Source organism: Posidoniimonas corsicana, from assembly GCF_007859765.1.
Taxonomy (GTDB): domain Bacteria; phylum Planctomycetota; class Planctomycetia; order Pirellulales; family Lacipirellulaceae; genus Posidoniimonas; species Posidoniimonas corsicana.
The window spans coordinates 204,820-224,843 of record NZ_SIHJ01000003.1; the positions used below are offsets into that span (position 1 = coordinate 204,820).

The 20,024-nt window shown below is 68.4% G+C and carries 22 protein-coding genes; 7 read left to right on the forward strand and 15 right to left on the reverse strand.

What is annotated here, in order from left to right:
- Nucleotides 1-265 precede the first annotated feature (265 nt).
- On the forward strand, nucleotides 266-1,834 hold the full coding sequence (locus tag KOR34_RS20210) for a hypothetical protein (RefSeq protein WP_146567616.1): 1,569 nt from the start codon (nucleotides 266-268) through the stop codon (nucleotides 1,832-1,834).
- Between the two features lie 4 nt (nucleotides 1,835-1,838).
- On the opposite strand, the gene KOR34_RS20215 is transcribed toward KOR34_RS20210, so the two are convergent.
- Complete coding sequence (locus KOR34_RS20215) at nucleotides 1,839-2,369, reverse strand: pyridoxamine 5'-phosphate oxidase family protein (protein ID WP_146567618.1); 531 nt, start codon at nucleotides 2,367-2,369, stop codon at nucleotides 1,839-1,841.
- 225 nt (nucleotides 2,370-2,594) lie between these two features.
- Nucleotides 2,595-4,001, reverse strand: coding sequence for a PQQ-binding-like beta-propeller repeat protein (locus tag KOR34_RS20220; RefSeq protein WP_146567620.1), 1,407 nt, complete (start codon nucleotides 3,999-4,001; stop codon nucleotides 2,595-2,597).
- Nucleotides 4,002-4,354: 353 nt separating this feature from the next.
- On the opposite strand from KOR34_RS20220, the gene KOR34_RS20225 reads away from it, so the two are divergent.
- Nucleotides 4,355-4,789 carry a hypothetical protein gene (locus tag KOR34_RS20225; RefSeq protein ID WP_146567622.1) on the forward strand — a complete coding sequence of 145 codons (435 nt, stop codon included), beginning with the start codon at nucleotides 4,355-4,357 and terminating at the stop codon, nucleotides 4,787-4,789.
- Nucleotides 4,790-4,805: 16 nt separating this feature from the next.
- Here KOR34_RS20225 and KOR34_RS20230 read toward each other — a convergent pair whose 3' ends face one another.
- From KOR34_RS20230 to KOR34_RS20245, 4 genes are all read right to left on the reverse strand, one after another.
- Nucleotides 4,806-6,083 (reverse strand): beta-ketoacyl-[acyl-carrier-protein] synthase family protein, encoded by a 1,278-nt coding sequence (locus KOR34_RS20230; protein ID WP_146567624.1) that lies wholly within the window; start codon nucleotides 6,081-6,083, stop codon nucleotides 4,806-4,808.
- 131 nt (nucleotides 6,084-6,214) lie between these two features.
- Complete coding sequence (locus tag KOR34_RS20235) at nucleotides 6,215-6,748, reverse strand: 3-hydroxyacyl-ACP dehydratase FabZ family protein (RefSeq protein ID WP_146567625.1); 534 nt, start codon at nucleotides 6,746-6,748, stop codon at nucleotides 6,215-6,217.
- A gap of 95 nt (nucleotides 6,749-6,843) precedes the next feature.
- Complete coding sequence (locus KOR34_RS20240) at nucleotides 6,844-7,230, reverse strand: acyl carrier protein (RefSeq protein WP_146567627.1); 387 nt, start codon at nucleotides 7,228-7,230, stop codon at nucleotides 6,844-6,846.
- A gap of 108 nt (nucleotides 7,231-7,338) precedes the next feature.
- Entirely contained in the window at nucleotides 7,339-7,836 is a 498-nt protein-coding gene (locus KOR34_RS20245) for a 3-hydroxyacyl-ACP dehydratase FabZ family protein (protein ID WP_146567629.1), read from the reverse strand.
- Between the two features lie 451 nt (nucleotides 7,837-8,287).
- Between KOR34_RS20245 and KOR34_RS20250 the strand changes: the two genes are divergently transcribed.
- The 3 genes from KOR34_RS20250 (at nucleotide 8,288) to KOR34_RS20260 (ending at nucleotide 10,194) form a co-directional block, all read left to right on the forward strand.
- Nucleotides 8,288-9,049: a hypothetical protein gene (locus tag KOR34_RS20250; RefSeq protein WP_146567631.1), complete on the forward strand. Its 762-nt coding sequence runs from the start codon at nucleotides 8,288-8,290 to the stop codon at nucleotides 9,047-9,049.
- Between the two features lie 130 nt (nucleotides 9,050-9,179).
- On the forward strand, nucleotides 9,180-9,638 hold the full coding sequence (locus KOR34_RS20255) for a hypothetical protein (RefSeq protein ID WP_146567633.1): 459 nt from the start codon (nucleotides 9,180-9,182) through the stop codon (nucleotides 9,636-9,638).
- Between the two features lie 67 nt (nucleotides 9,639-9,705).
- The gene (locus tag KOR34_RS20260; protein ID WP_146567635.1) at nucleotides 9,706-10,194 is read left to right on the forward strand and encodes a GNAT family N-acetyltransferase; all 489 of its coding nucleotides are present in this window, start codon (nucleotides 9,706-9,708) and stop codon (nucleotides 10,192-10,194) included.
- Here KOR34_RS20260 and KOR34_RS20265 read toward each other — a convergent pair.
- From KOR34_RS20265 to KOR34_RS20290, 6 genes are all read right to left on the reverse strand, one after another.
- Entirely contained in the window at nucleotides 10,191-11,975 is a 1,785-nt protein-coding gene (locus KOR34_RS20265; protein WP_146567637.1) for a CotH kinase family protein, read from the reverse strand. The two genes, KOR34_RS20260 and KOR34_RS20265, sit on opposite strands and share 4 nt — an antisense overlap.
- Before the next feature lie 220 nt (nucleotides 11,976-12,195).
- Nucleotides 12,196-12,912 (reverse strand): J domain-containing protein, encoded by a 717-nt coding sequence (locus tag KOR34_RS20270; RefSeq protein WP_146567639.1) that lies wholly within the window; start codon nucleotides 12,910-12,912, stop codon nucleotides 12,196-12,198.
- A gap of 120 nt (nucleotides 12,913-13,032) precedes the next feature.
- Nucleotides 13,033-13,818: a DUF3050 domain-containing protein gene (locus KOR34_RS20275; protein WP_146567641.1), complete on the reverse strand. Its 786-nt coding sequence runs from the start codon at nucleotides 13,816-13,818 to the stop codon at nucleotides 13,033-13,035.
- 79 nt (nucleotides 13,819-13,897) lie between these two features.
- Entirely contained in the window at nucleotides 13,898-14,395 is a 498-nt protein-coding gene (locus KOR34_RS20280) for a TrmH family RNA methyltransferase (RefSeq protein ID WP_146567643.1), read from the reverse strand.
- A gap of 54 nt (nucleotides 14,396-14,449) precedes the next feature.
- Nucleotides 14,450-14,671: a helix-turn-helix transcriptional regulator gene (locus KOR34_RS20285; RefSeq protein WP_146567645.1), complete on the reverse strand. Its 222-nt coding sequence runs from the start codon at nucleotides 14,669-14,671 to the stop codon at nucleotides 14,450-14,452.
- Nucleotides 14,661-15,071, reverse strand: coding sequence for a hypothetical protein (locus KOR34_RS20290; protein WP_146567647.1), 411 nt, complete (start codon nucleotides 15,069-15,071; stop codon nucleotides 14,661-14,663). Before KOR34_RS20290 ends, KOR34_RS20285 begins: the two co-directional genes overlap by 11 nt.
- Nucleotides 15,072-15,316: 245 nt before the next feature.
- Here KOR34_RS20290 and KOR34_RS20295 point away from each other — a divergent pair, with 245 nt between their 5' ends.
- Together KOR34_RS20295 and KOR34_RS20300 are read left to right on the forward strand one after the other, a co-directional pair.
- Nucleotides 15,317-16,705: a sigma-54-dependent transcriptional regulator gene (locus KOR34_RS20295; protein WP_146567649.1), complete on the forward strand. Its 1,389-nt coding sequence runs from the start codon at nucleotides 15,317-15,319 to the stop codon at nucleotides 16,703-16,705.
- A 204-nt stretch (nucleotides 16,706-16,909) separates the two neighbouring features.
- Nucleotides 16,910-18,337 carry a pectate lyase gene (locus KOR34_RS20300; protein WP_146567651.1) on the forward strand — a complete coding sequence of 476 codons (1,428 nt, stop codon included), beginning with the start codon at nucleotides 16,910-16,912 and terminating at the stop codon, nucleotides 18,335-18,337.
- Between the two features lie 204 nt (nucleotides 18,338-18,541).
- Here the strand turns inward: KOR34_RS20300 and KOR34_RS20305 are convergent, their stop codons facing one another.
- From KOR34_RS20305 to KOR34_RS20315, 3 genes are read right to left on the reverse strand one after another with little or no spacing between them, the layout of a single operon-like run.
- Nucleotides 18,542-18,985: a GNAT family N-acetyltransferase gene (locus tag KOR34_RS20305; RefSeq protein WP_146567652.1), complete on the reverse strand. Its 444-nt coding sequence runs from the start codon at nucleotides 18,983-18,985 to the stop codon at nucleotides 18,542-18,544.
- Entirely contained in the window at nucleotides 18,972-19,469 is a 498-nt protein-coding gene (locus tag KOR34_RS20310) for a hypothetical protein (RefSeq protein ID WP_146567654.1), read from the reverse strand. The genes KOR34_RS20305 and KOR34_RS20310 overlap by 14 nt, the downstream gene beginning before the upstream one ends.
- Nucleotides 19,470-19,474: 5 nt before the next feature.
- Nucleotides 19,475-20,014: a DUF6960 family protein gene (locus KOR34_RS20315; RefSeq protein ID WP_146567656.1), complete on the reverse strand. Its 540-nt coding sequence runs from the start codon at nucleotides 20,012-20,014 to the stop codon at nucleotides 19,475-19,477.
- Nucleotides 20,015-20,024: the final 10 nt, after the last annotated feature.

Genomic DNA, 20,024 nt, shown 5'->3' on the forward strand with positions numbered 1-20,024 from the left:
TGTACTGGCTGGGGTTCGGTCGGACGAATTATAGAGCCGGGGCAACAAGCGGGCAAAGCACGCGGTCCGCCGCGTGGCGCCAGGGTATTCGTATCTTCGGCCAGCAGATTGCTCCGCGGCCCGCGATTTATGGCTAAGCCTGCGCTCGACTGTTAAGCTAGAAGGAGCAGGCCCGCGGCCCGGCGTGGACGCGCGGCCCCCTCTTTTGGAACAGTAGAGCATCGCGGCGATTCTGGCGCGCCGCCGATGGGTCCCCCAGGTTGCAATGTCGGATCCGACCCCCCCCGCCAACTCGCCCCCTGCGCCGCCGCCCGCCACCGATCGCGACGGCGAAGACCAGCGCGGACCCTCCGCCCTGGGCGAGGCCTGGGGCGAGATCGTGCAGGGCAGCCCGAGCTGGCTGACCAGCCTGGTGCTGCACATGGTCGTGGTCATCGTGCTGGCGCTGTGGTCGCTGCCGGTGCTGCCCGAGCTGAGCAAAAACCTGCTGCTGTCGGAGCCGAGCACCGAGGAGGAGAGCTTCGACGACTTCGAGGAGATCAACCTCGACCAGGCCGAGCTCGAGACCGAGCCCGTCGAGTTCGAGGTGCAGCCCGAGGTGGAGCAGCTGGCCGAGGAGGTGAGCCTGTCCACGTTCGAGGACCTGACCGCGGCGCCCACCTTCACCGAGCTGTCGGACGTCGGCCTGACGCCGGCGGCGCCGTCGCTGCCGAGCGACGCGCTGGGCTTCAGCGGCGTTGGCACCACGGGACGCGGAAAGATGTCGCTCGCGGCGATCGCCAAGGCGGGCGGCAGCGCCGAGAGCGAGGAGGCCATCGAGAACGCGCTGAAGTGGATCGCCGAGCACCAGAACCCCGACGGCACGTGGACGCTGGTCCACACCCTGGGGCCGTGCCAGGGGCGGTGCCCGAACCCGTCCAACCGCCCGCCCGCCGAGTCGGTCCGCGCCGGCACCGGGCTGGCGCTGCTGCCGTTCCTGGGGGCGGGCCAGACGCACAAGGACGGCAAGTACAAGCGGGTGGTGACCCGCGGCCTCGAGGCGCTCGGCCGGCTCGGCAAGGTCGAGGACGTCGGCGCGTCGTGGCGTGACGCCATCGGCGGCGGCGCGTACTCGCACGGCATCGCCGCCATCGCGCTGTCAGAAGCCTACGGCATGACCGGCGACTCGTCCGTGGGCGGATTCGCCCAGGCGGCCATCGACCACATCATCGCGAGCCAGGGGACCGACGGCGGCTGGCGCTACGCCGCCAACCAGGTCCCGGGCGACACGTCGGTCGTCGGCTGGCAGGTGATGGCGCTGAAGAGCGCGTACCTGGCGCATCTCCGAGTGCCGCCGGCCGTGGCCGCCGGCGCCAGCCAGTTCCTCAACACGGTGTCGCACGCCAACGGCACGGAGTACTCCTACCTGCCGAGCCCCACGGACCCGAACTACGGCCCGTCGCCGACCCGCTCGTCCATCGGGCTGCTGTGCCGCATGTACCTCGGCTGGAAGCGCGACAACGAGGCGCTCCGCGAGGGCGTGCTCAAGCTTGCCGAGCGGGGCCCATCGAACAACGACTACTACTACAACTACTACGCGTCGCAGGTGCTGTTCCAGTACACCGGCGGCAAGGGCGCGGTGTGGCGCGACTGGAACCTCAAGCTCCGCGACCAGCTGATCGGCCAGCAAGAGACCCAGGGCCACGCCCGCGGAAGCTGGTACACCGACGGCCCGCACAACGATACCGGCGGCCGGCTGTACATGACCTCGCTCGCCACGATGACGCTGGAGGTCTACTACCGGTACATGCCGATCTACCAGACCGACGCGGTCGACAAGGAGTTCCCGGAGTAGCGGGCTACAGCTCGGCCCGGTCCAGGTGCTCTTCGCGGCCGATGTCGGGCTGCTTGCCGGTCAGCCGCCCCTTGGCGATCTCGAACAGGGTCATCGGCTTGGAGTGCTTGGCCTTCATATACGTGACGGTCAGCGCCTCGACGAAGATCAACGCTAGCCGAGGGTCGTCCGGCCCGCCGTCGCGGCCGGGGCCGTCGTCCGGGAACCACATCTTCCAGTCGTCTTCGTAGAGCTCGTGGATCTTGTCGCGGTCCTGGCAGATGCTCGCCCGCCCGCTGACCGACACCCACTCGCTGGAGCCGTGGTCGTAGTAGCCGAGGCTGACATGCGGGTCGGCCTCGATCTCGTCGACCTTGTGGGTATCGATGCTGGTGACGAACCACAGGTCGGCCAGCGGCCCGCGGTCCTGGGTCGCCATCGGGCGCGTGACCAAGAGCCCGTCGGGGCGGCGGGTGGTCATCAGCGCGACCTCCATGCCGTCGATCAGTTCGTAGAGCTCGTCGATTTTTTCGGGGGTGGTCGTGGGGGAACCCATGGTGGTTGCTTTCGGTTGGGCGAACGCGCCGCAGGGCGGCGTGCTTGCGAACTCGGTGCGGCCGACACTCGCGTGATCGGCGGAGTCCAACTGGATGCAACTCACATACCACGCCGCCGCGAGCCCCTGCCGCTGCGCGGCGCCCAACCACCCCGGCCGCCCGGTGACCAGTTGTCTGAGCCGGAGACCTACGGGCGCAGGAGTTATTGAACTTGGCGATGCGGTTCAGTTCTTCGCCAGATCGATGCAGACCAGCCGATCGTCGCCCCGCAGGTAAAGCAGGCCGCGGGCCAGCACCGGCGCGGTCCAGGCATAGGGCTCGAGCAGCTGCTTGCCGGTGGCGTCACGCAGCGTGACCGACCGCACCAGCTCGTACCGCCCGGGGGTGGCCTTGAGGACGTGCAGCTCGCCGCTCTCGGCCAGGCAGATCAGGTGGCCGTCGGCGTAGAGCAGCGAGCATCGCCCCAGCGATTCTTGACGCCATTTGACTTCGCCGGTCGACCACTCCACGCAGCGGAGCTCGGCCCCGTTCGAGTGGCGGCCGCTGCTGCCGTACAGGTAGCCCTCGTGGTGGATGGCCGTGTTCCAGTGCAGCTGCATTGACTTCTCACGTTCCCGCGGATCGTCCCGCCAGACGATGTCGAACGCCCCGGGCCGCACCCGCAGCAGTGAACTTCCAGGGCCGTAGGTCTCGGAGATGAAGACCTCGTCGCCCACCACGACCGGCGACGAAGCGTTCACGCTCTCCAGGGTCTTCGCCCGCCAGGGGTACTGGAAATCAATCTCGCCCGTCTGTGGGTTCAGCGCGACCAGGCCGCCGCGGGCGAACACGAAGCACCAGGGCCGGCCCTCGATGTCGGCGGCGACCGGGCTCGCGTAGCTGGCCAGCTCGTCGGCGCACGTCCAAACCACCTTGCCGTCTAGCTTGTCGAACGCTGCCACCCCGGCGCCGTTGGCCGGCACGGCGCCCCGCGCCGCGTAGACATCGCGCGGCGCGTCGGCCGGGCTGCCGCCGACGTTCACGATCACGTGGCCGCCGACCACCAGCGGCGTGCTGCCGACGCCGAAGAAGTTCTTCACCACGCGAAACCGCTCGGTGGTGTCGACTTCCCACAGCAGCCCGCCGTCGGACGCGCTGGCGCACCTCAGGACCCCCTCGGCGCTCAGCGTGTAGACCCGCGCCCCGTCTACCACCGGCGAGCAGCGGGGGCCGTTGTTGTAGCCGAGCAGGTCCTCGTAGTCGGTCGGGTAGGAAACGGCCCAGAGCTGCTCGCCCGTTTCCGCCACGCGGCAGGTCAGCCGGTCCTGATCGCCGTGGCGGTCGAAGTGGAACAACCGTCCGCGGCTGATCGAGGGCCCGCTGTAGCTGGTCCCCAGCGGCGTCTGCCACACGATCGGCGGCCCCTCGGCCGGCCAATCGAAGTCGAGTCCCGTCTCCCGTGACTTGCCATCGGCCGCGGGCCCAAGAAACGTCGGCCAGTCGTGCCCGAAGTCGCGAGTCGCGATGTCCGGCGGCAGCGGCTCAGCGGCGTCCTCCGTTGCCGGTTCGGCGCGGCCGGGCGTGCCCCACGCCGCCAGCAGCAGAGCAAACAGTAGCGATCGGAGCGGCGTGGCGAATCGATAACGACTCATGATGCGACCGGACGGGGTACGCGGAGCAGGTTGGCCAGAGCAGCGACGCCAGCATCCTTGAGATTCACGAGTGTAGCACAGCTAGGGGATACTGTTGGCGGTTGAGTCAGCCTTCCGGCCGGCGTTCTATTCGCGGTATCTTACCGCTCCTCAGCAGGCATTGGCCCCCTGCTTGTTCAAATTGGCATTGCCCTGTTAGTCGTGGGGCATTGTGAGTTGTTTTGGGCTCGCCATGTTTCATGCTCCGATGAGTATGCGATGCAACTCACTACATTGCGATAAGAGCGAATCAACTGCCCGGGCGAGTCGCCGAAGTAATCGTCCACGCAGTGCACCCGCGAGTCTGTGGCGGCATGAACTCACAGCAGAACGCACCCGCCGGGTCGCCCGCGGCCAACCCTTTTAAATCGCCAACGGCGCGGGCGGAGGTCCGGCACGCCACGCGCCGGCCGGTCGCCTGGGGGAAGGGGATCGCCACGGGCGCGGCGGTGTGGGGGCTGGCGAGCCTCGCTGCGTGGGCGCGTTTCGGCCGGTTCGGCGAGGTGCTGAGGGAGGGGAGCCCGGAGTTTGAGATCTACGTACTGCTGCTCGGGCCGCTGTGGTTCCTCAGCGGGCTGCTGGATCTGCAAGCGTGGGGAGTCAGCTCGCTTGCCGAGTACCGCCTGTGGCTGCTCTCAGGCGTGCTGCTGCAGGCATTGGTCTGGACCGGGGTGTTCACCGCCATGCGAAGCTGGTCGGCCCGCCGCGCCTTTGTCGAGAGCCGACAGCCAACAGCCGATAGCCAATAGCGTTCCCGCAGCGAACTCACACGCCCCGCGCGATTAGCGTAATGTTCTGCCCGCCGAATCCGAAGCTGTTGGACAGCACGATGTTGCACTGCTGGTCGCGGGCCTCGTTGGGGATGTAGTCGAGGTCGCAGTTGGGGTCGGGCGTTTCGTAGTTGATGGTCGGCGGCAGTTTGTTGTCCTTGATGGCCATCAGGCTGATGATCAGCTCGGTGGCGCCGGCCGCGGCGATCAGGTGGCCCATCATGCTCTTGGTGCTCGAGACCGGCGTGGCGCGGGCGTCGTCCTCGCCGAGGGCCTGCTTGAGGCTGAGGGTCTCGACCTTGTCGTTGACGGTGGTGCTGGTGCCGTGGGCGTTGACGTAGTCGATGTCGGATGTGCCGATGCCGGCGTCCTTCAGCGCCATCTTGATGCAGCTGGTGGCGCCGCGCCCCTCGGGGTGGGTGTCGGTGATGCGGAAGGCGTCGGCCGTGGCGCCGTAGCCGACCAGCTCGCCGTAGATCTGCGCGCCGCGGGCCTTGGCGTGCTCGTACTCCTCGAGGATCAGCATTGCGGCGCCCTCGCCCAGCACGAAGCCGTCGCGGTGCTGGTCGAACGGGCGGCTGGCGCGCTCCGGCTCGTCGTTCCGTTCGGAGAGCGCGGTCAGCAGGTTGAAGCCCGTGACGCCGAACGGGTGGATCATGCTGTGCGCGCCGCCGGAGATCATGACGTCGGCGTCGCCGCGGCGGATGATCTCGGCCGCCTCGCCGATGGCCTGGCTGCTGGCGGCGCAGGCGGTCAGGCAGTTGAAGTTGGGGCCCTGGGCGTCGAACTGCGCGGCTACGTAGGCGGCCGGCATGTTGGGCTCCTGCTCCAGCTCCTCCATCGGGTCGAGCAGCTCCAGGCCCTTCTGCACGAACTTGGTCAGGTCGAACTCGCCGCCCTGGATGGCGGCGGTCATCATCGCGCTGAAAGCGCCGAAGTCCTGCTGGCCCTCGCCCGCGCCCAGGTACACGCCCATCCGCGTGGGCTCGACCGTGCCGAGCGCGCCGGAGTCCTCCATCGCCTGCTTGGCGGCGCCGACGGCGAAGCGGGTGTGGCGGCCGCGCTTCTCCCACACGGCCGGGTCCTCGCCGACCGAGGCGATCGACCAGTCGCGGACCTCCGACGCGATGTTGGTGGGGAACTTCGACGCGTCGAACAGCGAGGTCTGACGCACGCTGCTCTTGCCCGCCAGCAGGTTGGCCCACAGCTCGGGCACGGTGGTCCCCAGCGGGGTGACGCAGCCAACTCCGGTGATGACGACTCGGTTACGCATGGCGGGCTCGCGGGAAGAAGCTGCCGCCGACCGCGGTCGGCGGGGGGAGGATTCCGGAACGTTATTTTACGCCGGCCGGAGGCGGCGCGTACACCGGCGGCGGACGCCGCCGGGTGTGCTGGCGCCCAGGCTCACGCGTACGACGGCAGGCCGTAGTCGCCGGGCGTCATGGGGCTGCCGTCCTCGTGCCTGCCGACCTTGAACACGTCGGTGATCTGCAGCCAGTGGGCCAGGTCCTCTGGGTCGAACAGCCGGCTCGGCAGGCCCTGCGCGGTGGCCGCGCCGGCCTGCATGCGGGCGAAGAAGATCTCCGCCCGGGCCTGCTGGCGGTCGCCCACCGTGCCGACCACGGTCGCCTGGGCGCCCACCTCCTTGGTGGCGCCCACCTCGGCGCGGTAGGTGATGGTGTCGCCGGGGCGGACCAGGCCGTCGAACTCCAGCCGGGTGAACTTGGCCAGCACCACCAGCTCCTTGAAGTCGTACAGCTCGCTGACCAGCAGGCCGGCCGTCTGGGCCATGCCCTCGGCGATCAGCGTGTTGGGCATCACCGGGTACGACTCCCAGTGGTCGTGCAGGTGCTCCTCGCTCAGCGAGACACCCTTGTGCCCCACCGCGTGCGAGCCCGCCACGTACTCCGTGAATCGATCGACCCAGAACCAGCGCATGGGAGGAAGGGGTGGTTGGTGGCTAGTGGCTAGTGGTTGGCGGCCCGCGTTGGCCCTGGCCCCCGGCGTGCGCCGGGGGATCGGACCGGCCGGCGCTACTTGCTCAGCTTGTGCTCGACGAAGCGGCACATGTCCTGCACGGTGAGCTGCTTGCCCAGGTTCTGCACGACCGGGTCCGACTCGAAGGCGGACAGGTCGGCGAACGGCATCCGCTCCTTCAGCTTGGTCAGGCCCTCGGGCGTGACCTTGCCGTCCTGCACGTAGGAGGCGTCGGTCAGGATGTCCTCGGGGAACAGCTCGCCGCGCTCGATCTTGATGTCGAACGCCTTCTCCAGGCGGAACACGATGTCCAGGAAGTCGATGCTCTCGGCGTCCAGGTCGGCCTGCAGCTTGGCCTCCGGCGTCACCTCGTCCTCTTCAACGCCCAGGGCGTCGACCAAGGCTTCTTGAACCTTCTCAAAGATCTCTTCTTGCGTGGGCATCGTAATCGTTCTCCGGTCTGACTGGGTTCTGTACTCGGATCGGCCGGGCGGGGCCCGTGCCGTAAAGGCTTGGCGGGGTGGTTGCGGCGGCCCCGGGCGCCGGCGTTGCTAGCTGTTGGCGAGCGCGGCCTGCATCTCTGGGGTGACGATCGCCTTGGACCACTTACGCAGCGAGGTCCGCAGGCGCCCGTCCGACTCGGCCTGCGCGGGGTCGTCGTCGGCCAGGCAGTAGCGCTCCAGCACCAGGCGGCCGCTCAGCGAGGTCCCCTCGTCGACCTTGCCGGTCACCTTGAAGCCGACCTCGCGGCCCTCCACTTTGTTCACTTCGGCCGTGATGGTCAGCTTGCTGCCCGGCGACACGAAGTCCGCGTACTTGACGTTGCGCGCCTCTTTGAGCGCGACGATCGTGTGCTGGAAGTCGTCCGACAGCCGCAGCAGCCACGCGGCCGACTGGGTCGCGGCCTCGAGCATGAACACGCCCGGCAGCACCGGGAACTCGGGGAAGTGGTCCTGCAGGTACTCCTCGCTGTACGAGACGTTCTTCGACGTCACCATGCGCTCGCCGGGCACAAACTCTTCGATGGCGTCAATCAACCAGAATCGCATGGGCAGGGTTCTCTTGACGTCGCGAGGGCCGCTGGCGGGCGGATGGAGGGTTTGGAGGATTGGGGGGGATGGATAATATCAAGCCCCGGATTATATCCCGCTCCCCTATCCGCCACAACGGTGAGGGGCCGCCGGACCGGGCCGGATTGCCCCACCCCGCTATTTTCGTGCGTCTCGTTTAGTGGAGTCCGCGGGCCCGGGCAAGCCCAGTGGCGGCGTCGGGCCCGCGCCGGCGGAAAACACGATTCCCCTTATCGACCAATCACCGGGGCCGTTGTCAGCCTCAATTGGGCTTTCGGCTGGCTAAAGTCGGCCGGACCGCCATCCGGAAGGGATTGCCGCCCAACGGCTGGCGGGCGGGGTATAACGGTGCGGTCAGCCGTCGCGTCGTGGGACAGCACGCGCGGGCCGCATCGAAGTTCAACCCGCCCGCAACTCCTGCCGAGCGACCGTGGAGAGCGAAGCCGACACAATACCCGCGCCGGTGGTTCCGTTTCGAACGACCTTCCGCTGCGCCGCGATCATGTATTGGGGGGTCTTTGTGCCTCCCTGTTACCTGTTCTTCATGGCGACCTACAGCTGGTTCCGGCTGAGGAGGCAGACAGGCAGTCGGGCGGACTACGCATTGCTGCTGCTCCAATGGCCGAACTTGGCGTTCGTCTACCCATTGGTCGTGGCCGGGTGCGTAAGCGCGGCGCGGATTGCTTGGGCGCCCAGCACCCGCCGCGGCGATCTTTGGGTGCGCATCGGAGTTTACACGGGTATGGCGAATTGGCTCGTGCTCGCCGTGCTCTGGGCAGTGGGCGTGGACCAACAAACGTCGGGGTCAGGAAGCTTCATCATCCTGTTGGCGATCGCGCCGATTGTGTTCTTCCTGGGAACTCTCCCGTGGGTTGCTTGCACCCGCGTGTCATCAAATGGTCCTCCCTGGGAGTCGATGCTCTACGGTTTGTTCTTTGTGGTGGCGATCGCAACGTTCTTTGTCACGATCCCGGCCTACTTCTATGGTTCGACTATCTGGGCGGCGCCGTTGGCGTTGGTCTGCTACGCCTGGGCGGGTTGGGATTGCCTTGCCGGAGACCCACTGAGCAAGCGACGCGTGTCGTTAAAAGCCATGCTTGGAGTGTTTGTATGGCTATCGATCCACCTCGCTGCGTGGCGGTACGCTGTGACCTCGATGCTCGCGCGGCACGGGCAGGAGTTCACGGAGTGACCCGATAGTCTCACCCGGGATGTGGTAGGATCCGCCCGGAGATGCTGGATCGAGCTGAACCTTTTGGCCGCCACCCGCGTCCCACTCTAGGCTGCGATTGCACGCTCCTCGGCAACACCGGAGGCTCCTCATGCTGCGGACCACTTATCTCGTGCTGGCGATGCTGGCCGCGGCCGCTTTGCCCGCAGAAGAGCCAAAGACGCTCTTGGCCCGGATCTTCGAGTGGCGGTACCCCGACGCCAAGATCCTCGAGTCGGTTATGAGTGACGCCGCGACAAAGGACGCCCAAGGGAAACGCACGACGCCCTCGGGGCAGTGTCGCACCGTGATGACCACCGCCGACTCGTTTGCGGAAGTGGTGGCCTACTACACTGCGATGCTCACCCCGCCAGACGGCGGCAAGCATAGCGAACCGGCCGGCGCGGCGTTCCCGCGGTCGGTCACCTATCACAGCGACTCGGCCGAACGTCCCGTGGCGATTCAGATCATCCAGGTCACCACCGATACGTCCTCGACCACGCTTGTGATCAGCCGTGCGAAAGGTGAGGCCCAGACGCACATCGCGTGGACGCAGTACGAGCGGCTGTAGGTGATTAGGGGTGACGGGCTTGCGGAGCGGCATTCGAGACACGCGGCTGACAACCAAAGGCCACGACATGACCGACCTCATCCTCGACACCGAACGTCTGAGGCTCGTGCTCGATTCGGCGGAAGCCACCCGTGACTGGATCGACGAGCTGGGCCCCGAGATCCGGGCCCAGCTGTCGGCCGAGTGGCTGGCGCTGGTCGAGGCGGCCGACGAGGCCGACCCGTGGGTTCACGGGTTCCGGATGGTTCAGCGCGACTCGGACATGGTGATCGGATCGTGCGGCTTCAAGGGCCCGCCCTCGGCCGAGGGGGCAGTGGAGATCGCCTACCAGGTCGAACCCGACTGGCAGGGCCAGGGCTACGCCACCGAGTCCGCCCGGGCGTTGGCCGCGTACGCGGCGGGGCAGGGCGGGGTGAGGGTGGTCAGGGCGCACACGCTGCCGGAGGAGAACGCGTCGACGCGCGTGCTCACCAAGTGCGGCTTCGAGTGTGTCGGCGAGGTCATCGACCCCGATGACGGTCCCGTCTGGCGGTGGGAACGACGCGGCGGCCGCTAGTTCCGGGCGACGGTGGGGGCCTTGTAGTTCAGCAGGAACTCGCGGCGGGCGTCGAAGAAACTGCGCAGCGTGCCCTCGGCGCCCGCTTCGGGCGAGGTGGACCGCTCGAAGGCGGCGAAGTCGCTGAGCCCGCGGGTGTCGACCTTCACCGAGTCGGCAACCAGCTCGCGCTGCTGCGCGACCAGCTTGCCGATCTGGTTCCAGTCGAGCTGCTTCTCGGCGATCTCGCGGACGTAGCCCAGGTACCGCTCGCGGAGTTCGGGGACGGCCAGCAGGCGGCTGCGGAGCGGGGTGCGGTCGTTGTCCAGGCCGACCAGCGGGTCCAGGTCGGGGCCGCCGTGACCGGGGCCGCCGCCGAAGCCGCGTCCGCGCCGGCCCCCGCGGTCATCACCGCGCTGGCGGTCGCCGCGGCGGTCGTCCCGCCCCTCGCCGCGCGGCCGCCGCTGACGGCCGCCCTCGTCGTCGTCGCGTTGGGCGAACTGCTCGGGCGGAGGACCGAACCCGGGCGGTGGGCCAAAGCCTTCGGGCGGCCCGGCCTGGGGATCAAACCCGGGGGGCGGCCCGAAGCCCGGCGGCGGTCCGAACCCGCGGCCTCCTCCCGGCCCGCCGCGTCCGCCGTGCGCCTGCATCGCCTCGTTCATGTCGTGCGGGATGGTGTGGAACACGCCGTTGGCGTCGCGGAACAGGCTGTAGTCGCTGGCGCGGGTCCAGTAGCCGTCGCTGTTCACCAGCGCCACGTCGAGCGCTAGGAACCACAGCGTCTGATTAATGTCGAGGATCGGGCTGAGCTTCTCCTGCAGGTTGTCGAGCGGCGTTTCGTTCAGCACGCGGCAGAGCTCGACCAGCGCCTGCCACTCCTCGTCGCCGTCGTCGGACTTCATCTCGTACCGCTGCTTGTAGTCGGCCAGGTCGTCGCCGGTGTAGCGGAGGCCGCCGTCGCCGCGGGGGCTGCCGGGCACCTTCCAGCGGGTGCCCTTGGACGGGTCGAAGTTCTCCTTCAGGAACACCTTGTTGAACTGCTGCACGTTGGCGTACACGCCCCAGAACTCGCCGTTGATCACCACGCGGGCCAGGTTGGCCCTGGGCGCCGGGAGGTGCTCGCGGGCGATGTGTGAGTAGAGCAGCGTGCTCATGAGCGACGGGTCGCCGTTGCAGTTGAGCAGGTTGAGCGACTTGTGGCCGTAGAGCCGCTGGTCCTTGTCCGCCATGTCGATCGACACGTTGAGCGAACGCTTGCGTCCCTCCGGCACCATCATGAACGACGACGCGCCGCGGAATCCAACGCCCACGTTCTCGTACACCTTGCCGTCGACAGTCAGCCGCGCCGGAACCTCGACGTCGGTCGGCTTGAAGGCCGCCATCTGCTGCTCCCAGTCGTCGTCCTCGAACTCGAAGAAGAACGTCCGCAGGACCGACGTGTCGTACAGCTCGGCGTCGGGGAAGATCTCCGCGTCGGCGGGCGCCACCTGCGGGCCGGGCTGGGGCGGCTGCTGATCACCGCGGCCGAACCGGCCGCGCCCGCCCGGGCCCCGGCCGCGTTGCGGGCGGTCGGCGAGCTCCTTGCGGGCCTCGGCGCGTTCCTGGCTGTTGAGCCAGCCGTCGTGGTTGGCGTCGTGCTTGGCGACGAGCTCCATGTCGGGGCCGCCCATCGGGCCGCCGAAGCCGCGGCCGCCGGGGCGGCCGCCAGGGGGACCGTCGAAGCCCGGCGGTTGGGCGACCACACAGGCAGCTAGCAGCAGCGAGGCGAGGAACCAGGTGGTGGTCGACTTCAGGCGTAGCATATCGGCTTTCGTTTACTGGGCGACGGTGACTGGGCGTCGGTAGGGGGGCGACGCCAGCAACGCGATGGTGACTGGGCGTCGGGAAGCACGGGCCGAGAAACGGCGGCAGCCGGCGGCAGTCTACAGGCGCGGCGACTTTCTTTCTCCGCACCGTGGTGCGTGCAGGGCTTATAACACCGCCGCCGCGGTGTGGCGCCGGACTCGCCGGCCATTTGTCGCCCTAGCCGAACAGGCCCCGCACCCAGCCGAACAGCCCGCGGCTGGCGCCCTCCACCTCATCGAAGCGGCGGAACTTTGCTAGCTCGTTCCGCGCGTGCTGCGAGACGGGCGTCCGCCGCAGGTCGATGTGCCGCAGGCTCGGCGCGAGGGTCACAGCCAGGATGCCCTGGTCGGTGACCTTGGTTCCGGCCAGCCGCAGCGTTTCCAGATAGGCGACGCCGTCGGCGTTCGCCATCAGCTCGCTCAGCTCGGCGTCGCCGACCGGGCGGTCGGTAAGGTCGATGCCGCGGAGCCGGTCGGCGAGCTGCGAGAAGTCGACGCCGACCGTGTCCTCCAGCCAGTCGAGCTGCTGCAGGTCGATCGCGCCGCCCCACTGCTCGACCAGCTCGATCACCTCCCGCTGCGCGACGTACATCGGCAGCTGCGCACCGAGCCACGGCAGCCGCTTCTCGTTCTTCTTGGCGTACTCCACCGCCTCGTCGAACGCCTGCTGCACCTCGCGGAACGCCTCGGCGCTGCCGTTGTGATCGGGGTGGGTCTCGCGGGCCTTCTCGCGGAACGCCTGCTTGACGTCGTCCATCCGCACGGGGAGCGACAGGCCAAGCACCTTGAGGAAGCTGCGCTGGCGACGGCTGCGGCGGACGATATCGGCGTTGCGCTCGATGGTCGCGTCCATCGCGGCGGCCCGCTCGCGGCGGGACTCTCTGGCGTCGCTCATAGCTGAATAGAACCCCCGCGCCGGTCTTGGTCGGAATGGTCCTATTCTAGGCAGCCGTGGACGCCGGGACAAAGCGGCAATCACGGCCACAGCGCGAATCCCGCCGGGCCGGGCGTCGGGTTAGGCCGGTTGCCCCTGCCGGATCCGCGTACAGACGCTGTCCCACAGCGCGAGCCGCGCCCGCAGCGTGCCCACGGCCGCCCGCTCGGCCTCGCGCCACTTGTCGTCGCTGCCCTGGCAGACCGAGGCCACCAGCCGCTCGGCCATCGGGCCGTGGTGGTCGCCGTCGAGCTCGATGTGCCGGCCGAGGTAGTACTCGAACTCGTCCAGCCCCCCATCGGCGCGGTTCACATTCGCGACGATCTGCCGGAACACGTCCGGCAGCAGGTCCTCCCGCCCGAACGTGAACGCCGCGGCGACCTCGTGCGTCGCCCCGTGCTCGACCAGGTCGAAGGTCGCGCCGACAAACTCGGCCACGCCCGGCTCTACCGACCCGTCCGCCAGCGCGTCGCGGACCAGCTGGCCGCCGCGGAGCCGTTCGACCAGGCTCTCGATCGGCCCGCAATCGGCGCCGCAGGCGCGCATCGCCGAGAGGTACAGGTCGTAGTGGCTGGCGTAGCCGTGGTCGGGCCGCTCGTCGGTCTCCTCACCGAGCACGATCTCGTTGATCAGCCGCGCCGAGAGCGGGTCGGCCGGCGGCAGCCAAGGCTGGCTGGCGCCCGTGAGGTCGGCCTGCAGCCGCTTGAGCAGCGACATGAAGTCCCACACCGCGTACACGTGGTGCTGCATGAACACCCGCAGCGCGGGCAGCTGGTCGATGGATTCGTAGAGCGAGTGCTCGAGCAGCGCCAGGCGGTGGGGCTCGATGGCCTGGCGGAGTTGCTCGAGTCGGTGGTCGTGCGGCATGTGGTCCTCGGTAGGGCGGGGCGGGCGGTCGGAGGCACTATAGAAGCTAAGCCTGCCGAAGCCCACCGTGGAACCCACATCAGCCGGCGGGGAACTGACGGCAGTACTCGTACAGGGCCATCGCGGTAGCGGTCGCGACGTTGTAGCTGTGCGGCATGCCCCACACCGGGATCTCCACCACGTCGTGCAGCAGGGCCAGGGCGTCGTCGGTGAGGCCGGTCCGCTCGTTGCCGATCACCAGCGCGGTGCGGCGCTGGAACTCGTAGTGGTGCAGGTCGGTCGAGTCGGTGGTCTGCTCCAGCCCGACCAGCCGGTAGCCCTCCTCACGCAGCGACTTGAGCACCGGCGGCAGGCTCCGCTTGACCTCCAGCCGGACGGTCTCGGCGGCGTCACGGGCGATCTCCGCGTCGAGCTTCGCCCGCCCGGTGGCGATGATCCGCTCCACCCCGCAGCAGCCCGCCGCGCGGAAGATCCGCGACAGGTTCACGTTGCTCCGCAGCGGCGCGCAGACCAGCAGCAGCTCGCGGGGGCGCTGCAATCGGGCGGGCGGCTTGTGGCGGAGGTGCTCGAACGACATGCGTTCTATCCTGCCTTGCGGGCGGAGAAACCGCCAGAGGCCGACCGCGCGGCCTCAGTCCTCCAGGTAGAACACCTCGTCGGTCGGCTCGTCGAACAGCTTGGCGATGCGCAGCGCCAGCGCCAGCGAAGGGGTGTACGCGCCCTTCTCGAGCGCGATGATCGTCTGCCGCGTCACGCCCACCTCGTCGGCCAGTTGCTGCTGCGTCATCCCTGCGCGTTCGCCGCGCAGCTCGCGCACCCGGTTCTGCAGCCGCGGTTCCGCTTTACGAGGCATGCCCGGCGCCCCGGTAGCTGCGGACCTCAACGAACCCCTTCACCGCGTAGCACACGGCGAACTGCACCCACACCAGCCAGGTGAGCCACGCCACGGGCACGGCCGGCTCTCGCTGGGAGGAGGCCCACAGCACGATGGCGATCATCCCCATGAAGCCGAGCATCCAGCCGGTGAATACCCCCAGTCGCAGGCCCCGCTGGTGGATGACGCTGTCGCGCTCGTCCAGCACGACCGCCGCCCCGCGCTTGTTGGTGAACAGGGCGGCCGCGCCCAGCAGGCCTAGCAGCCCGAAGGCGCCGGTCGCGCCGTTGCCCAGCCAGGGGTACAACGCGGTCACGGCGGCTATCGCGGACAGGCTTGTGACCAGCTCCAACCAAGCGATCTTCTCACCAGCGTTCATCGGACCACTCCAACTAGGGGCGAAGCGAAACCAACGTGTGTAACATAAACTAGACAATTGCGGATGTCAACTCTATTTGACATGCCACCCGGCGCAACCGGAGCAACCCAACCGCCGCGGTTGCTGCACCGCCGCGACGTTGTCGCTTTTTCTCATCGCACGGCGGCCGGGGCGACCTACTTTTGCAGCGAACGCCGCGTGGGACCTCCCCGCGCCGACCCGCCTGCCCGACCCCGCCCGCTGCAATGACCGCTTCGCCCAAGCTGCTCCTGGTAGACGACGACCGTCAGGTTCTCGAGTCGATGGCCGACTGGCTACGCGACCAGGGCTTCGACCTCGACACGGCCGGCGGCTACTCGGACGCTCTGGAGCGCATGGGCGCCGGCGCATACGACCTCTTGCTGTCGGACATCCGGCTGCAGGACGGCGACGGCTTCGACCTGTTGGAGCGGTCGCTCCGCCAGTGGCCGCAGACGCAGGTCATCCTGCTCACCGGCTACGGCACCCCAGACTCCGCCATCGAGGCGGTCCGCGCCGGCGCGTTCGACTACCTCACCAAGCCGCTCATGGACGACGAGCTCTTGATGTCGATCGAGCGGGCGTTGTCGCAACGCAAAGTCGTCGAAGAGAACAACAGCCTGAAGGCCGAGCTCGAGAAGAAGTACGGCCTGAGCGGCGTGGTCGGCGCCGACCCGCGGATGGTCAAGGTGTTCGACATGGTCGAGTCCATCGCCGACACCCGCGCCACGGTGCTGGTGACCGGCGAGAGCGGCACCGGCAAGAGCCTGATCGCCCGCGCCATCCACCGGCGCAGCAGCCGCGCGAACGGGCCGTTCGTTGAGGTCGCCTGCGGCGCGCTGCCCGAGAACCTGCTGGAGAGCGAGCTGTTCGGCCACGTGGCCGGCGCCTTCACCGGCGCGACCGCCAACAAGACCGGCAAGTTCCTGCAGGCCGACGGCGGCACGATCTTCCTGGACGAGATCGGCACCGCCACGCCCGCCATGCAGGTCAAGCTGCTGCGGGTGCTGCAGGAGCTGGCCTTCGAGCCGGTCGGCGGCAGCGAGACCCACACCGTCGACGTGCGGGTGATCCTGGCCACCAACGAGGACCTGGCGAAGAACGTCGCGGAGGGCACGTTCCGGCAGGACCTGTACTACCGGATCAACGTGATCAACATCGAGTTGCCGCCGCTCCGCAGCCGCGTGAGCGACGTGCCCGTGCTCGCGCAGAAGTTCTTGCAGGAGGTCTGCGAGGACTCCGGCCGCGACGTGAAGGGCTTCACCGACGAGGCGATCGCCACGATGCAGAGCTACGGCTGGCCCGGCAACGTGCGGGAGCTGCAGAACGTGGTGGAGCGATCGGCGCTGCTGGGCAAGGGCGAGATGATCGACACCATCGACCTGCCCCCCGAGATGCGCGTGGGCGGCGGCCTGACCGCGCCGGCCAGCTTCAGCGGCAAGACCCTCAAGGAGGCGCTCGAGGGCCCCGAGCGGCAGATCATCCGCGAGGTGCTCGAGAAGAACGACTGGAACCGCAACCAGACCGCCGACGAGCTGGGCATCAACCGCACCACGCTCTACAAGAAGATGAAGCGGCTGGGCCTGGAAGAACAGGCCGTGGCGCGCGGTAAATAGCCGGCGGCCGCAAGCGACCCCAACGTAGTAGCCGATGGATTACATCCATCGGATGCTCCGGGTAACGCTCTGCTGTACGAGTCGACCCAACTCCGAGTTCTCCGACAGATGTAATCTGTCGGCTGGAGTGGGCGCGACTTTGCTTTGCCGCGCCGTGTTGTGCTAACCTCGGGGGTTCCCTCTTCCCCCCTCCGAGGCCGATCGATGCGCTGGCCCCACTCCGTGTGCACCCGCGTCGCGCTTGCACTGCTCCTCTTTCTGCAGCTCACGAACATTGCTGTGGCCGAACCGCCCAGCCGCGCCCAGACGCTTGCCGCCATCAAGTCGGCGGCGCGGTACTTCCGTGGCACGCACGCGCTGCACGGCGGGTGCGTGTACCACTACTCGCTCGACACGCAGCAGCGGTGGGGCGAGGGGCCGGCCGGCGAGTCGCTCGTCTGGGTCGAGCCACCCAGCACGCCGAGCGTAGGGCTGGCGATGCTCCGCGCGTTTCGCGCTACCGGTGACAAGTTCTACCTCGATGCCGCCCGCGAGACCGCCGGCGCGATGGTCAACGGGCAGATGGCCACCGGCGGGTGGCCCCGCGCGTTCGACATCGCCGGGCGGATGCGCGGCGAGCCGTTCTCCGGGGCGCGCGACCGGACCGAGGGCCGCTCGTCGCTCGACGACGGGCAGACCCAGACCGCCATCCGCTTCATGGCCCGCGCCGACCAGGCGTTCGGCTTCGCCGACAAGCCGGTCCACGACGCCTCGCGGCGGGCGTTGGCCGCGCTGCTCACGGCCCAGTTCCCCAACGGCGCGTTCCCCCAGGTGTGGAGCGGGCCGGTCGAGCCGCACCCGGTCGTCCCGGCCGGCTACCCGGACTACGACTGGCGCACCGAGCACCGCGTCAAGGAGTACTGGGACCTCTACACGCTGAACGACAACGTGTGCGGCTACGCCGCCCAGGCGCTGGCCGCCGCCCACGAGGTCTATGGCGAGCCCGACTACGAGGCCGCGCTCCGCAAGCTAGGCGACTTCCTGATCCTCGCCCAGATGCCGGCGCCGCAGCGTGGCTGGGCCCAGCAGTACAACTACCAGATGCGGCCCGTCTGGGCCCGCGCGTTCGAGCCCCCCGCCATCGCCAGCGACGAAACGCAAGAAGCGATCGAGACGCTGCTGCTGATCCACCGCGTCACCGGCGACGACAAGTACCTGGCGCCCATCCCCGCGGCGCTCGACTACCTCGAGTCGTCGGTGCTGCCGGACGGGCGCCTGTCGCGCTACTACGAGCTGCGCACCAACCGCCCGCTGTACATGCAGCGCAACGGCCGGCAGTACACGCTGACCTACAACGACGACCGGCTGCCCAGCCACTACGCGTGGAAGATCCCGTCGCGGCTCGAGTCGCTGCGGAAGAAGCACGAACGCGCCGCGTCGGGCGACGGCCCGCCCCAACCCAACCCCGCCGCGCTGGCGGAGCGGGCGCGGCGGGTCATCGGCGAGCTCGACGACCAGGGCCGGTGGGTGAGCGTCAACAGCGGCGGCCGCCACAAGGGCCAGCCGGAGTTTGCCGCCGGCGAGCGGTACGTATCGAGCGGCGCGTTCTGCGAGAACATCGGCGTGCTGTGTGATTACCTGCAGGCCATGTAGCGCGGGGCAGCAGCATGTGGCTTGTAGGGTGCATGCAATGCACCATCGCGGTGTGGTGGGGTCGTTGGTGCATTTCATGCACCCTACCGACTCGTCGCAGAGGACCCGCTAGCCGATGGATTACATCCATCGGACGCCCCGGGGCGATGCTTTCCCTGGCCGGTCGACCTTTCACCGGGTTCTCCGACGGATGTAATCCGTCGGCTACTGAGCCTGTGGATCTGCTGCAGGCAGCTCTCGCAGCAGCGTGTACCGGACCACGCCGTGGGGGTAGACCGTCAGCTCGTGCTTCACTTCGTAGCCTAGCCGCAGGTAGAGCTCGGGCGCCTGGAAGCTGAAGGTCTCGAGGAACACCGACGTGCACCCGCGTCGTGCTGCGGCGGCTTCGAACTCGCGGACCAGCCGGCTCGCGATCCCCTGGCGGCGGCGATGCGGCGCGACCCACAGCTGCTGCAGCTCGCAGGCGGGGCCCCACGTGCGGCCGATCGCGCCGGCGATGACCCGCCCCTCGGACCGCGCGAAGCAGGCCAGCGGTCGCACCTCACCCAGCGGGGCCGCCTGCTCGTTCGCCGCGCCGAGGCCCTCGTCGACGATTGCAAGGTCGTCATGCGACGGGGCGTCCGTGGTGCTGTAGTCAACGCTGCTCATTCGGAATCGGCCGCGGGTGCTGGCGGAAGAACTCGCGCTCGCTGATCTCGCCAGATTCAAGTTGCCGTAGGAGCTCTGCCGGCGTCTTAACGCTAGTTGTTTCGCTCTTCACCCGGAAGATCCCATGATTGGTGCTGGTGACGGTGCGGACCCCCTTATCGGAGAAATAGACTTCGTAACTCCCGTGTCCTCTGACCTCCCCAACATAGGTGGCGCCGTCGGGCAAGGTGACGAAATACGCGAACGGTTCTTCACCGTTTCTCAGTATCTGGACCTCACCGTTAGCGTCCGCCTTGCATGTGCCGCTGCCCAGGATGATGGTCGCGCCCGCCGTCGGCATTCCATCGACGTGAAACCGAAGCGTTGTGCGCCACGGACCGCGGTCTGCAAACGCGGCCAACACCACGGCCCCGGAAGCCGCTGCTACGAAGAGCAGTGCGTAGTCAAAGGGCCGCAGTCGCAACCGATTGGAAGTTTCGGTCACCGACACTACACCCAGGGCCCGCCGAACTTGTCGTCCTTCGGCAGCCCCTCGGTCAGCTCGTCGACGCCCTCGGTCGCCTCGGGCGTGTCGGAGGGGAGGCGGCTGAACTCGCGGCCCTCGGCCGGGTCGACCGGCTTGAGGTCGGCGGACGTGTACTTGTTGGGGAGGTGGCGGTCGTTCTCCTGGATGTGGTAGACGACCTGGCCCTGGTAGTCGTCCCACTGCACCTCGGCGACGCGGCCGGTGTGGGCCTCGTTGCGCATCAGCCGGGTGCGGACCTCGACCAGGTCGCCGATCTCGTAGTCCGGCTTGGCAACCTCCTGCCACAGGGCCGACTTGACCCGCAGCGTCAAGTCTCCGTAGCGGATCGTGTGGTAGGCGCCCGACTCCTCGTCGCGGCGCCAGATCCGCTGGCTGGGGAAATGCGACCGCGCTAGCGCGACGTCCTCGGGGTGGACCCAGTCGTCCCCGTCCTGCGGCCAGTGCGGGTAGTAGCCGTACTTGGGGGTGAGCTTGAGTGGCGGTGGATTGGCGGCTTCGTCCATGCTCCAATTA

What these genes read in the sequence shown, in the direction of transcription:
- KOR34_RS20210 (WP_146567616.1), top strand. Translation starts at nt 266, where the DNA reads ATGTCGGATCCGACCCCCCCCGCCAACTCGCCCCCTGCGCCGCCGCCC.
- KOR34_RS20215 (WP_146567618.1), bottom strand. Translation starts at nt 2,369, where the DNA reads ATGGGTTCCCCCACGACCACCCCCGAAAAAATCGACGAGCTCTACGAA.
- KOR34_RS20220 (WP_146567620.1), bottom strand. Translation starts at nt 4,001, where the DNA reads ATGAGTCGTTATCGATTCGCCACGCCGCTCCGATCGCTACTGTTTGCT.
- KOR34_RS20225 (WP_146567622.1), top strand. Translation starts at nt 4,355, where the DNA reads ATGAACTCACAGCAGAACGCACCCGCCGGGTCGCCCGCGGCCAACCCT.
- KOR34_RS20230 (WP_146567624.1), bottom strand. Translation starts at nt 6,083, where the DNA reads ATGCGTAACCGAGTCGTCATCACCGGAGTTGGCTGCGTCACCCCGCTG.
- KOR34_RS20235 (WP_146567625.1), bottom strand. Translation starts at nt 6,748, where the DNA reads ATGCGCTGGTTCTGGGTCGATCGATTCACGGAGTACGTGGCGGGCTCG.
- KOR34_RS20240 (WP_146567627.1), bottom strand. Translation starts at nt 7,230, where the DNA reads ATGCCCACGCAAGAAGAGATCTTTGAGAAGGTTCAAGAAGCCTTGGTC.
- KOR34_RS20245 (WP_146567629.1), bottom strand. Translation starts at nt 7,836, where the DNA reads ATGCGATTCTGGTTGATTGACGCCATCGAAGAGTTTGTGCCCGGCGAG.
- KOR34_RS20255 (WP_146567633.1), top strand. Translation starts at nt 9,180, where the DNA reads ATGCTGCGGACCACTTATCTCGTGCTGGCGATGCTGGCCGCGGCCGCT.
- KOR34_RS20260 (WP_146567635.1), top strand. Translation starts at nt 9,706, where the DNA reads ATGACCGACCTCATCCTCGACACCGAACGTCTGAGGCTCGTGCTCGAT.
- KOR34_RS20265 (WP_146567637.1), bottom strand. Translation starts at nt 11,975, where the DNA reads ATGCTACGCCTGAAGTCGACCACCACCTGGTTCCTCGCCTCGCTGCTG.
- KOR34_RS20270 (WP_146567639.1), bottom strand. Translation starts at nt 12,912, where the DNA reads ATGAGCGACGCCAGAGAGTCCCGCCGCGAGCGGGCCGCCGCGATGGAC.
- KOR34_RS20275 (WP_146567641.1), bottom strand. Translation starts at nt 13,818, where the DNA reads ATGCCGCACGACCACCGACTCGAGCAACTCCGCCAGGCCATCGAGCCC.
- KOR34_RS20280 (WP_146567643.1), bottom strand. Translation starts at nt 14,395, where the DNA reads ATGTCGTTCGAGCACCTCCGCCACAAGCCGCCCGCCCGATTGCAGCGC.
- KOR34_RS20285 (WP_146567645.1), bottom strand. Translation starts at nt 14,671, where the DNA reads ATGCCTCGTAAAGCGGAACCGCGGCTGCAGAACCGGGTGCGCGAGCTG.
- KOR34_RS20290 (WP_146567647.1), bottom strand. Translation starts at nt 15,071, where the DNA reads ATGAACGCTGGTGAGAAGATCGCTTGGTTGGAGCTGGTCACAAGCCTG.
- KOR34_RS20295 (WP_146567649.1), top strand. Translation starts at nt 15,317, where the DNA reads ATGACCGCTTCGCCCAAGCTGCTCCTGGTAGACGACGACCGTCAGGTT.
- KOR34_RS20300 (WP_146567651.1), top strand. Translation starts at nt 16,910, where the DNA reads ATGCGCTGGCCCCACTCCGTGTGCACCCGCGTCGCGCTTGCACTGCTC.
- KOR34_RS20305 (WP_146567652.1), bottom strand. Translation starts at nt 18,985, where the DNA reads ATGAGCAGCGTTGACTACAGCACCACGGACGCCCCGTCGCATGACGAC.
- KOR34_RS20315 (WP_146567656.1), bottom strand. Translation starts at nt 20,014, where the DNA reads ATGGACGAAGCCGCCAATCCACCGCCACTCAAGCTCACCCCCAAGTAC.